Genomic DNA, 12611 nt, shown 5'->3' on the forward strand with positions numbered 1-12611 from the left:
AGGATAAGTTTAAACTGAATTTTTAATTTTTTTGAGTGTTTTTAAAGTTGCTGAGAAAATATGCACAGTATTCCGATGTAGACTTGGTCTCAAAATATCAGGCTACAAAAGATTTGTACTACTTGGGTTTATTGTTTGAACGATACAATGAAATGACGGTTTCTTTGGCTTTAAGTTACTTAAAAAATGAACACGATGCTGAAGATGCTGTTATGGAGTGCTTTGAGTTAATGCATAAAGAGTTGGCTACAGCACAAATAAAGAATTTTGGTGGGTGGTATTACACTATGGTTAGAAATCAGTTGCTGAAAATAAAACGAAAGAGAGGCAGTCATCAAGCTGTAGAATTAGTAGAAGGTCTTCACGACCATGGGGACGCTGATTTATTTCATATGCTTTTTGACACCAAAGAAAGCAGGATGACTGAAATAGTAGAAGAAGTACTGGACAAGCTTAAACCCATTCAAGAAAAATGCGTGAAAGCTTTTTATATGGAAGGCAAGAGTTATAAAGAAATTTCTGATCAATACAGCATGACAGAAAAAGAAGTGAAAAGTCACCTTCAAAACGGGAAAAGAAAAATAAAAATTGAATTAGAGAAGAAAAATGTCAAATCAGTCAATGAAATATCATGAATTACCCACTTTTGATATGCTCGTAGCTTATCAAAAAGGGAATTTATCATCTTCAGATAGAAAATGGATTGATGAAATGATCCATGATAATCCAATGGTGAAAGCAGTTTTTGAAGGAGTTTCAACAATCAGTCCTAGTGCTGTAAAATCTGTATCTTCAAAAACGAACCTTCAAATAAATAGTCGTTATTATACAAAGCCAGGATTTTGGTCGAAGTATGGTGTTTGGATCGGACTCAGTGCGATAACGCTACTTATCGGATTTGGAATCTTATTTCAAAAAAATACTGTTCAAAAGAAATATGTAGCTGAAGCATTTTCAAAAAATATTGCCATAAAAAAATCTCAACATAATAAGGTTTTACCTGCTGAAAAGGAAGAGGACGAAGATGTGAGTGTACAAAAAGAGACGGAAGAATTAAAAGAAGATAATCGAGATTTGAATCAAAATAACCTAGATGAGTCTGTAAGTTCAGCACAAAATGAAAAACTAAATGAGGAGGAACCAAAATTTATTCAGGTTGAGCTTCCAGAATTTAAAGAAAAGACAAATAATTCAAATAAGGATAATGTAACGCAAGAATCAACTGCAATTGATCCAATCCCAGATGCTTATGAGGCGAAAAAAGTAGGTCAAACTGATAACACAAGGACTTTTACTTATGCAAAAGAAGAATCAGTTGCAACCATCCTTTTGGCTGTGCAGGAAGTACAAATTTTGGCAAAAACAAATCCAAATGACTTAAAGCGTACAAAACCCAACAAAGGTGGTAATCCATTTCAAAATACCAATACCTCATCAGGTACAAGTGGAGGTTATTCAATTGATGATGTGCCTAAGTTTCCAGGAGGAGACCGCGCATTACAAAATTATTTTATTGGTAAATTAAAACCCATAAAAGTTTCCAAAGGTGAGGATAAGTATGCCAAGAGTATTATGATAGATTTGCATATTAACTCCCGAGGGAAATTGAAAGATCACAAAATTTATGGTCAAATACATCCAAAGCATCAAGAAGCATTAATAAAAGCTATAAATAACTTGCCACGTTTTGAAAAAGGTTCAGAAAGCATTACTTATTCGTTAGGTATTGCCTTTTAGAATTTGATTTTATTCAGGACAAAATTTTCAGTTTAAAGTTCGGGTAAGGATTTCTTGAATTGTTTTTAGTTTAAATTTCTTGCAATTCTCATTTTCTCCTATCTTTGTGATATGTTTTTATTCATCAATAGTATTGCTGGTTCAGAAATTATTATAATCCTACTTTTTGTTCTCATATTTTTTGGAGCGAAAAGCATACCAGGTATGGCAAGAGGCTTAGGAAAAGGAATACGTCAAGTGAAAGATGCTAGTCAAGATATACAAGATGAAATTCGTAAAACAAGCACAGAAATGAAACGAGACATGAATGTAAACCGAACAATTCATGAAGCAAAAAATTCACTTGAAGCGCCTGTAAGAGAATTAAAGGATGATTTGCAGAATTCTGGAGCAGATATTGCCAAAAATATTAATGCTCAGGATGTAGATAAAAAACAGAAGTCTGTTCCTCCAACTATTCAACCAAAACCAAATCATACAGGAGAAGAGCATGTGAAACCTGATCAACAAGTCGATTAATAATGCTATATAATATCGTTTTAATAATCGTGGGGCTCGTCCTTTTAATTGCTGGAGGAGAGTATCTGGTAAAAGGGGCTGTAGGTATTTCCGTTAAAGCAAAGCTTTCTAAGTTAGTCATTGGAGTTACTGTTGTTTCTTTCGGGACCTCAACTCCTGAATTACTCGTTTCTCTGCAATCGGCAAGTGAAGGATTACCCGAAATTGCAATAGGAAATGTAATTGGTTCAAACGTTGCGAATATTGCACTTGTATTAGGGGTAACAGTGTTGATTTTTCCTATACCCGTGGCAAGAAACACAATTCGTTTTGACTGGCCAATGATGATGTTAGCATCGGTTTTATTCTTTGTTTTTTCTTTGGATCTTAATTTATCCCGTTGGGAGGGCTTAATTTTATTTTTGCTGTTACTTGGGTTTATTATTTTTATCATTTTCAATACAAGAAAAACAACGCGACTAAACAAAACGGAGAGTCCGGAAATTGAAGCGTTAACCGCCAAAATTTCTATTTGGAAGCATATCGGGTTTTTGTTAATAGGATTACTCGGTCTATATTTTGGTTCTAATTGGTTAATAGAAGGAGCTAAATCTTTAGCAGTTGAAGCGGGTATATCAAAACATGTAATCGGTATAACGATTATTGCGTTTGGTACTTCTGTGCCCGAATTAGCAACTAGTGTAGTTGCTGCTTACAAAAAAGAAACGGATATTTCTGTTGGTAATTTAATTGGGAGTAATATTTTTAATATCATGGCTGTCCTTGGCTTAACAGCTATTGTACAGCCCATAGCTGTGGCTGAAAATGTATTGAATTACGATATGTATTGGATGATTGGTATCGCTTTGCTTTTATTTCCGATGATGATATTTGGACGTAAAATAGGTCGATTTAGTGGTGTACTACTACTTGGTTTATATATTACTTATATCATTACTTTATTTTAGATTGCTCTTTGTTTAATAGAGCAAAGGAAGCCTGAATTGGATAATGGTCTGATAACACCTTTTCCTTATAGGTTTTAAAGGAAAGTGGCACGAGTTGATTGTCATAAAAAATATAATCAATTCTTCCTGCTGGAACTTTTCCTGCATAGGTGCGTGTCGCATTAAAGCTACCTACTTGAAAAGCGTCTGAAAAATGCGCTTCAATTTGTGCATAGGCATAAGATGTTGGAGGATCATTCAAATCTCCCATTAATATTGTGGTATATGGAGAAGTTAATGCATGCGCTATTATTCTTTCCACTTGATGAGTACGTGAAGGATAGGCTTTTTTTAATTTTTTTAAAAGTCCTGTGATGCGCTGTGTATAATCTTTTTTACTTTCAATTGTAAGATCAAACAAGGAGTATTCATCTTTTTGAAAGCGAATGCTCTGTAAATGAAAGTTGTAGACTCGAATTGTGTCTTTATCTTTTACTATATCAGCAAAAAGACTGGGGAAATTTGCTTCTGAATTGTCAATTGTTCCTGAAGCTATGATTGGATATTTTGAAAAAATGGCTTGACCGACTTTTAGACGATTGGCTTCTAGGGTTAAATTGCTAACATGATAGTCATACCCTCCGTGTTCTTTTATCGCTTCGGGTGAAATAATCAAATTATTCGTTGGATCTTCAGCATATTCTTGAAAACTAATTACATCTACTTGGTTCTCCTTTAAGAAATTTTTAAAAGCTAGTTTACTATTTTCTAATGCTGGTTCAACAAGTTGATAAACATCAAAAAGCTTTACGTTAAAAGACATTAATGTTAATTGCTCGTCTATACTACCAATTGTTTTGCTTGATGCTTTATTTGTACTAATGCCAAAATACTTAACATGGGTAAAGAATCCGGCTAGAAGAATGAACAGTGAAAAAATAAACTTTCTCCGAATAAGAAAATTTAGAATTGTTAAAACAATTGTACCCACAAGAAGTAGGGGATAGGCTAATCCAAATAACTGAATATACCAAATACTTGTTGGAGAAACATAGCTACTGAAATAACTAATTAGTAATCCTATAGAAAATAAGAAAGTAGTAATTCTGATAATAAGTTTAAGCAATGAAAAGATCATAAGTTTGTTTTAGTCTACCTACTTTGGTCAAAGAGAACTTGCTTTTCACGTTTGGTCAAGCTATCATACCCTGATTTAGATATTTTATCTAAAATAGCATCTATTTCTTCTTGTTTTTTCTTTTTATTAAGATTGTACTCCTCATCTGTTTGTTTTTTCGCAGATGTGTTACTAAAAGATTTTCCTCCTTTTTTGGCTTTCATTTTTGGTTTACTGCTTAAGCTAGTTTTGAGATTCTCAATTGTTGTTTGTGTGAAATTTACAACGTTATTTTTTGATCCAATTTTATAAATTGAGAGAAATCCGAATGCTGCTCCTCCGAGATGAGCAAAATGAGCTACGTTACCGCTTCCGCCCATATTGAATAGGTCAATAAGTATATAAAAAAGAGCAATGTAAATCATTTTTACCTTTACTAAACCAAAAAGATGAACTTCTGCCATTGGTCGATAAAAAGCTGCGGCCATAAATACTGCGTTTACTGCTCCAGAAGCACCAACAACAAATGTTTGCATACCTTGAAGTTTTGGAAAAACAGCATACGCTAAAATCTGAAATAAGCCACCTGCAATTCCCCCAAGAATATAGGTGTATAACATTCTCTTGTTAGAGAAGTACATTAAAAAAAAACGTGAAATAAAATAAAAGAAAAGCATATTGAAAGCAATATGCATAAAGTCGAAATGAGCAAAAATACTCGTGAAAATTCCCCAAGGATGAGTTAAAAAGCCTTTGACATCACCACGTAAGGTGAAAATGTCAAATACAATTCCTTCCATTGGATTTGGGTTGCCAGAAGATACCGATAAAGAACCTAAAACTAGCAGTACATTGATTAATATAAAAACAACAAGGTTGATGCCCATTAATTTAATGTGCATTCCACCATTATTCCATTGATATTTAACCTCATCCGTAAATGTACGATTCATAATTGATGAATTTTAATAAAATCTTTTCTTGTCTTTTTGCCAAATCCATACCAATATAAATCCAACGATAGCTCCACCTAAATGCGCTAAATGTGCAATATTGTCGCCTGGATTGGAAAGGAATGAATTGTATACTGCTATACCCACCATAATGGTTACTAGGTATTTGGCCTTTATTGGGATGGGAGGGAAGAGCAGCATAAGCCTTGTATTGGGAAATAAATATCCGAATCCAACTAAAACACCATATACGGCCCCTGATGCTCCAACAACAGGTGTTGAAATCCCAACCATGTAATCTTGAACCAAGCCATTGGTGTTGGCAATAATATTAAAAGTATCAATTGAGCCGGATCGAAGGCTGGCTATTTTCTCTTGTAAAATAAAAAGATCATAACCCGCGGAAACAAGTTGGTCCTCAATATGTTTTACTTCGATGTATCCTACGATTTGATGCAAGAAAAATGCTCCAAACGCCGTTGTCATATAAAAGATAAAGAAACGTTTTGGTCCCCAAACTTGTTCCAATGCAGAGCCAAATATAACAAGGGCAAACATGTTAAATAAAATATGAAAAAAGTCACCATGCATGAAAAAATGAGTGACAATTTGATACGGCTCAAAATAGGGGGAATTAAAAACATAACCTCCTAATAGGTAGGTAATGGGAAAGCCTTGTGCTTCGCCTAAAAACTTTATAATGAACATTACGACGTTTAAGAGTAGCAAGTTTTTAACCACTGGGGGCATGTTTCCTAAGATATTGTTCATGATAGATATTTATAAAGTTCCTCTAAAGTTATTGTACTCATAATTTTATTTCCACTAGGTGAATATTGATGTTGCTCACTTTGGAAAATTCGATCAACGATGTAATTTAATTCTTCTTCATTTAACACCTTGTTCTTGTAATTTGTTGCCGCCGCTGATAAGGATAAAATTAATTCATGAACCAACTCACCTTTATCTAGATCTTCATGCGTTATTTTTTCAACAATTCCATCTAAACATTGTGTCACATACTCAATTTCAAGCATGGACGGAATACTAGAGAGAACAAGTGTGTTTTTTTGCCAATCCCAATCAAAACCTAGACGTTTCAAATGAGTTGCGTTGTTTTCCCATTCTAATTTCTGGGTATTTTGCATATTATATTCGTATGGAAACATAAGTTGTTGGCCTGCAATTGGAGAAAGCATGAATTGTTCCATTAAATCATCATACAAGATGCGCTCATTGGCTCTGTTCAAGTGAATGAGTAAAATGCCCGATTTAATTTGGACAAATATTAAATTGCGATGAATTTGAATTTTACTTCCGCTTGACTGTTGTGGTTTATCAAAAGCAATTTCTTGATTTGTACTGTCCTCCTCTTGCGTCAATTCTTCTTCTGTTATTTCGTAAAAATCTTCCCACTCTTTTTTATTGGGACGCAATGTATTTGGCATGGGTCGCGCCGAATTTCCTTTGTTTGATGAACCCTGACCTGCGTTTGAAGTCTCAAAAGGATTAAAAGTTGGATCTACCTTTATTTCTGGTTGCCGAATAGGGCTATTTTGCTGTTCTATGGTAAGGTCAAATTGCGGTTCTCTTTCAAAATCGAGGCTTGGTGCTATATTGTATTTTCCTAAGGCCAATTTTATCGTACTTCTCAGAATACTATAAATATTTCTTTGATCTTCAAATTTAACTTCGGTTTTTGTTGGATGAACATTCACGTCTAATGTTTCAGAGGGAACATCCATATATATAAAATACGAAGGAAAATGTTTTGGAGCAATAAGATTATCATATCCAGAAACTACTGCGTGGTGCAAGTAACTATCTTTAAAAAATCTATTATTGACAAAAAAGTATTGTTCTCCCCTAGTTTTCTTGGAATACTCTGGTTTAACAATAAAACCTTTCAGGTTGACTAAATCTGTATTCTCTTCTATCGGAACAAGTTTATTATTAAAATTTCTTCCAAATAAATCAACAATTCTTTTGCGCAAACCTGCCGATTCTAAGTTGTGAATTACATTGCCATTGTGTGAGAATGTAAATGCTATTTCAGGATGTGTTAATGCAATTCTGTTGAATTCTTCAACTATATGCTTGGTTTCTACATTGTCTGATTTTAAAAAATTTCTTCTTGCAGGAACATTGAAAAATAAGTTTTTTACAGAAATTGAGGTGCCGTTTGCACGTGAACAAGGTTCTTGTAAGCTAATTTTACTTCCAGCAATTTCAATTTTTGTTCCTACCTCTTGGTCTTTTTCGATGGTTTCTAACTCAACATGAGCAATAGCGGCAATAGAAGCTAATGCTTCTCCTCGAAATCCTTTTGTATTCAAGTTAAACAAATCTGCAGCAGCTTCAATCTTACTTGTAGCATGTCTTTCAAAGCACATTTGGGCATCCATAGCAGACATACCTTTTCCATTGTCTATAATTTGAATGGAGGTTTTTCCCGCGTCTTTTATATGTAATTCAACCTTTGAGGACGAAGCGTCAACAGCATTCTCAATTAATTCTTTAACCACAGATGCTGGTCGCTGAATTACTTCACCTGCAGCAATTTGATTGGCAATGTTATCGGGGAGTAAACGAATTACCTCTGACATCTTTTGATTACTTGTTTTTGATTTGACTTAAGGTTCTAAATGTATAACTTCCGCAGTAAAAATATCAACGTAATCTAAAATAAAATAAGCGCCTAAAAGTAAGGCGACTAAAATAATGATTAAACGAATATTGGCTGCTCTAGATTGTTGACTAAAAGATTTCTCTGTATGCCATGCACTCTGCATTTTATCTTTTAATCTGGCTTGTTGATCTGTAAGTGATAATTGAGCTTCTTCACTATACGCTTTTTGCATCATTTTTATACGCTCTTTACGTGCATCATAATAACGCGGTGTATAATCAAATTTCTTATTTCTGTTCACTTTCATGAACTTAATTCGCTCTAGCATACTATAACTTTACTTTTAAACCATAAAGATACATCAAATTTTAAAGTAATAAAATCATTTTCTATATCTTCGGTCGTCATTTTTTACACATAAATATAAATAGGTTTATGCTTTGATTATATTTGTTCTCAAAATTTATTCCAATACATTTTGAAATGACATTTCGGCAGAATGTTTGCTTGAATGTTTCTTAACAAACGAATAAAGGTTTAAAATTATACGATTTCATGAAGATTACTTTTATTTTTTCTATTGTAATTCTTTTTTCTAGCGGATTGCTAAGTTGGTCAATGTACAGTAAAAATGAAGATGAACCGAACCTTAAACCATCCGGAAAAGGAATGCCCGCCTATATGCGACTTTCACCTCAGTGGGCATTGGAAAAGCTTGAATCAATGACTCTAAAGGAAAAAATTGCACAAAGCTTTATGATTGAAGTTACCCCAAATAAAGGAGTTCAGCATATCAATCAAATTGATTCTTTGATAGAAAAACATAAGGTTGGTGGAATTATTATGTTTCAAGGTACGCGTGACAATACACAAGCTACCATTCAGCGATTACAAAGCAAAAGTACAGTTCCATTATTGGTCGGAATTGACGGGGAATGGGGCAGCAATATGCGTCTAGCTGATGGAGAACGGTTTCCTTTTCAATTGACAATAGGGGCAGCAAACGAGCTGAAGCAAACAAATCTTATTGGTCAAGCGATGGGAGCAGAGTTAAATAGCCTCGGAATTCATTTAAGTTTTTCTCCTGTGGTGGATGTAAATACAAATCCTCAAAACCCTGTGATTGGATTTCGTTCTTTTGGTGAAAATCCATTGCTGGTGGCAAGACATGCTTCAGAAATGATTAAAGGAATTCAAGATTTTAATGTACTCACTTGTATGAAACACTTTCCAGGTCATGGTGATACAGATGTAGATTCACATTATGATTTACCTTTAATAACTAAAACTAAAAAAGAATTAAGTAGAATTGATTGGTTGCCTTATCGTCAGGGAAGACTTGCTGGGGCATCTGCAGTTATGATGGGGCATTTAAACGTGCCTGCGCTTGATTCGTCTGGAACACCGGCAAGTTTATCGCCTATTATTATCCAAGAAAATCTAAGAAAAGAATTGAAGTTTGAAGGTTTGGTGATTAGTGACGCTTTAAATATGAAGGCATTAACTAAAAAATATGATGATGTTGAAATTGCGAAAAAAGCTTATATCGCCGGAAATGATATTTTACTTTATCCCAATGCAATTGAAAAATCTATTGCTGAAATAGCAGCAGCTGTTGAATCTGGTGAAATATCAACAGCAATTGTTAATGAAAAAGCTTTACGGGTTTTGAGGGCAAAATATTTTGCCATTATTCACAAACCTGAAAAAAAACCATTAATAGATCCTGAAGTGATTGATTATGCTCAAGTTGATATTTATGAAAAAGCTTTGACAGTGATAAAAAATGAAAACGTAATTCCTGTACAGGATGCTTCTGCACGAAATTTTGTACTTAACATTGGAGGAGAGGGGAAAGCGTTTAACAAATCTGCTGAAAAATATATGAATGCAACCTACGGTTCAATCTCATCAGCTAAAGATGCTTATGCGATTTATAAGTTCTCATTAAAAAATTACGATAATATCTTTGTGAATTTGATTGCTCCATCAGTTTTACCACGTAATGATTTTAGTTATCCGGAAGGTTGGAGAGAACTTCTGAAAAAAATGCCCGAATCTTCAAATGTTTATGTTAATTTTTTTGGTAATCCTTATGCAATAGATGATCGATGGACTTTTGAAAATGTTGACGCAGTAGTTTTGGCATTTCAGAATACAGAAATCGGTCAGAATAGAGCAGCACAATTGCTTTTTGGAGGTTTTCAAGCGACTTCTGTTTTGCCAATTACACTTAGTGCCGATTATCAAGAGGGATATGGGCTTAAAACAGAAACAGCTTCCCGATTAAAGTTTACCATACCAATGGAATTGGGTATTTCTAATAAGGCATTTTATAAAATTGATTCAATAGCCAATAATGGAATTACAGAAAAAGCCTTTCCTGGGTGTCAAGTTGTAGTGGCTAAAGATGGTAAAGTAATTTATGAGAAAGCATTTGGATACCAAACATACGATAGCGTATTAGCTGTTGACTATAAAACGATGTATGATTTGGCTTCTGTAACAAAGATAGCAGCTTCAACTACTGGTTTGATGTACTTACAAGACGAGAAAAAGTTTTCTTTAGATAGTACTATAGGTGATTATTTAAGTGGGTTAACACGTGGAACTGTTTATCGGAATTTAAAGATGAGAGATGTTATGGCACATCAAGCAGGCCTAATTCCATGGGTTCCTTTTTATACCCAAACATTAGTGAATGGAAAACCAAACGAACAGTTATACGCAACATCACCCTTTGGCAATCGAAATGCTGTTGTAGCGAATAATTTATACATTCGAGATAATTATGAAGATGATATACTAAAAGTTATTTTGTCAAAACCATTAAGAAGAAGTAAGACCTATAAATATTCAGATTTAGGATATTACTTTGCTAAGAAAATTATTGAAAGCACTGCAGATGAGCCATTAGATCAATTGCTGCTTAACAAGTTTTATGCTCCGATGGGACTAACTACATTAGGTTATCATCCACTCAATAGTTTTGATTTGAAACGTATAGCACCCACAGAGAAAGACACTTATTTTCGGCATCAATTGGTGCATGGATATGTTCATGATATGGGAGCAGCTATGATGAATGGAGTAGGCGGTCATGCAGGATTATTTTCAAATGCTACTGATCTAGCTGGGTTTATGCAAATGCTATTGAATAAGGGAAAGTATGGAGGTAGACAATACTTGAGCTCTTCAGTAATAGAGGAGTTTACAGATTGTCAGTTTTGCCCAAGAAATAGAAGGGGTGCTGGTTTTGATAAACCAGTTATTGAAGGTGAAGGTGGACCAGCAGCTGAAGCGGTATCAAAATCATCTTTTGGACATTCTGGTTTTACAGGAACGTTAGCATGGGCAGATCCTGAAAAAAATATTAACTATGTGTTTCTGTCAAACCGTGTTTATCCAAGTGCTGAAAATTGGAAAATCGTACGGATGAATATTCGTACTGAAATTCAAAAGGTTATCTATGAAGTGTTGGAAGATTAAAAGTTAAATTTCTATTATATCAGAACAAGTTACAACATGAATTGTTTTTTCTAACTACTTTTAGGCAGATTAAGAAAGTGGATAAAACATTTAAAAATGAAAATTGGAATTGTATTATACCCAACCTTTGGTGGGAGTGGAGTTGTGGCAACGGAATTAGGAAAAGCATTAGCAGAAAAGGGACATAAAATTCATTTTATTACTTATTCTCAACCTGTTCGTTTAGGTTCTTTTAGAGATAATATTTTTTATCATGAAGTAGTCGTTTCTAATTATCCCTTGTTTGAATATCAACCTTATGAGACAGAACTCGCTTCAAAAATGGTTGATGTAGTAGAATATGAAAAATTAGATCTGCTTCACGTTCATTATGCAATTCCACATGCTTCGGCTGCGTTTATGGCACAGCAAATCCTAAAAACAAAAGGTATTGAGATTCCGTTCATAACTACATTGCACGGTACAGATATTACGCTTGTTGGGAGGGATAAATCTTTCGAGCCTGTAATTTCATTTTGTATTAACCAATCCAATGCTGTTACAGCGGTATCTGAAAGTTTAAAAGAAGATACCTTAAAACACTTTAAAACTGAACGAGAAATTCAGGTTATTCCTAACTTCATTCATAGCTCTCCTTACAACTCTTCCAATACTGATTTAGAGAGAAGAAGGAAGTATGCGAAAGATGGTGAACGCATCATTTGTCATGTTTCTAATTTTAGAAAAGTTAAAAGAGTAGAAGATGTAGTGCGTATTTTTGAAAAAATAAATCAAAATGTTAAATCGAGATTATTGCTCATCGGTGACGGACCAGAACGTTATAACGTTGAGTTGTTATGTCGAGAATTGGGAACATGTGATCGGGTTATGATGGTAGGTAAAATTAGAGATGCTTCTAGTTTAATGAGTTTATCAGACCTTTTTCTTTTGCCTTCTCAAACAGAAAGCTTTGGATTAGCAGCGCTTGAAGCCATGGCTGTTGGTGTGCCGGTCATTTCTTCTAATACTGGTGGTATTCCAGAGGTAAACGTAAATGGTTATTCTGGATATTTATCTGATGTAGGAAATGTAGATGAAATGGCAGAAAATGCAATCAAAATAATTTCCGATGAAAATATTTTAAATAAATTTAAACATCAAGCGCAGCTACAATCTGAAAAGTTTTGTTTGAAAAATATTTTACCATTGTATGAAGATCTATATGAAAAAGTAATCGCTTCAGTGCGCCGCTAATTGAAAAT

11 protein-coding genes are annotated in these 12611 nt (G+C 34.1%); 6 read left to right on the forward strand and 5 right to left on the reverse strand.

The window, feature by feature from the left end; translation table 11 throughout:
• Nucleotides 1-47: 47 nt before the first annotated feature.
• The 4 genes from CW751_RS10750 (at nucleotide 48) to CW751_RS10765 (ending at nucleotide 3203) form a co-directional block, all read left to right on the forward strand.
• On the forward strand, nucleotides 48-635 hold the full coding sequence (locus tag CW751_RS10750) for an RNA polymerase sigma factor (RefSeq protein WP_133122202.1): 588 nt from the start codon (nucleotides 48-50) through the stop codon (nucleotides 633-635).
• Nucleotides 622-1737: a hypothetical protein gene (locus CW751_RS10755; protein ID WP_101335036.1), complete on the forward strand. Its 1116-nt coding sequence runs from the start codon at nucleotides 622-624 to the stop codon at nucleotides 1735-1737. Before CW751_RS10750 ends, CW751_RS10755 begins: the two co-directional genes overlap by 14 nt.
• A 111-nt stretch (nucleotides 1738-1848) precedes the next feature.
• Nucleotides 1849-2256 carry a twin-arginine translocase TatA/TatE family subunit gene (locus tag CW751_RS10760; protein ID WP_101335037.1) on the forward strand — a complete coding sequence of 136 codons (408 nt, stop codon included), beginning with the start codon at nucleotides 1849-1851 and terminating at the stop codon, nucleotides 2254-2256.
• 2 nt (nucleotides 2257-2258) lie between these two features.
• Nucleotides 2259-3203 carry a calcium/sodium antiporter gene (locus CW751_RS10765; RefSeq protein ID WP_101335038.1) on the forward strand — a complete coding sequence of 315 codons (945 nt, stop codon included), beginning with the start codon at nucleotides 2259-2261 and terminating at the stop codon, nucleotides 3201-3203.
• Here CW751_RS10765 and CW751_RS10770 read toward each other — a convergent pair.
• From CW751_RS10770 to CW751_RS10790, 5 genes are read right to left on the reverse strand one after another with little or no spacing between them, the layout of a single operon-like run.
• A complete protein-coding gene (locus CW751_RS10770; RefSeq protein ID WP_101335039.1) occupies nucleotides 3190-4320 on the reverse strand; it encodes an endonuclease/exonuclease/phosphatase family protein in 1131 nt (376 codons plus the stop codon). The two genes, CW751_RS10765 and CW751_RS10770, sit on opposite strands and share 14 nt — an antisense overlap.
• 14 nt (nucleotides 4321-4334) lie before the next feature.
• On the reverse strand, nucleotides 4335-5252 hold the full coding sequence (locus CW751_RS10775; RefSeq protein WP_101335040.1) for a rhomboid family intramembrane serine protease: 918 nt from the start codon (nucleotides 5250-5252) through the stop codon (nucleotides 4335-4337).
• A gap of 12 nt (nucleotides 5253-5264) precedes the next feature.
• Nucleotides 5265-6023, reverse strand: a complete 759-nt coding sequence (locus CW751_RS10780; RefSeq protein ID WP_101335041.1) for a rhomboid family intramembrane serine protease — start codon at nucleotides 6021-6023, stop codon at nucleotides 5265-5267.
• On the reverse strand, nucleotides 6020-7858 hold the full coding sequence (gene mutL, locus CW751_RS10785; protein ID WP_101335042.1) for a DNA mismatch repair endonuclease MutL: 1839 nt from the start codon (nucleotides 7856-7858) through the stop codon (nucleotides 6020-6022). The genes CW751_RS10780 and mutL overlap by 4 nt, the downstream gene beginning before the upstream one ends.
• Before the next feature lie 27 nt (nucleotides 7859-7885).
• Nucleotides 7886-8209: a hypothetical protein gene (locus CW751_RS10790; protein WP_101335043.1), complete on the reverse strand. Its 324-nt coding sequence runs from the start codon at nucleotides 8207-8209 to the stop codon at nucleotides 7886-7888.
• A gap of 227 nt (nucleotides 8210-8436) precedes the next feature.
• Between CW751_RS10790 and CW751_RS10795 the strand changes: the two genes are divergently transcribed.
• Together CW751_RS10795 and bshA are read left to right on the forward strand one after the other, a co-directional pair.
• Complete coding sequence (locus CW751_RS10795; protein WP_101335044.1) at nucleotides 8437-11370, forward strand: glycoside hydrolase family 3 N-terminal domain-containing protein; 2934 nt, start codon at nucleotides 8437-8439, stop codon at nucleotides 11368-11370.
• A gap of 96 nt (nucleotides 11371-11466) precedes the next feature.
• The gene (gene bshA, locus CW751_RS10800; protein ID WP_101335045.1) at nucleotides 11467-12603 is read left to right on the forward strand and encodes an N-acetyl-alpha-D-glucosaminyl L-malate synthase BshA; all 1137 of its coding nucleotides are present in this window, start codon (nucleotides 11467-11469) and stop codon (nucleotides 12601-12603) included.
• Nucleotides 12604-12611 lie beyond the last annotated feature (8 nt).

Origin of the sequence: Brumimicrobium salinarum (genome assembly GCF_002844555.1) — a bacterium.
Classification (GTDB): Bacteria; Bacteroidota; Bacteroidia; order Flavobacteriales_D; family Crocinitomicaceae; genus Brumimicrobium; species Brumimicrobium salinarum.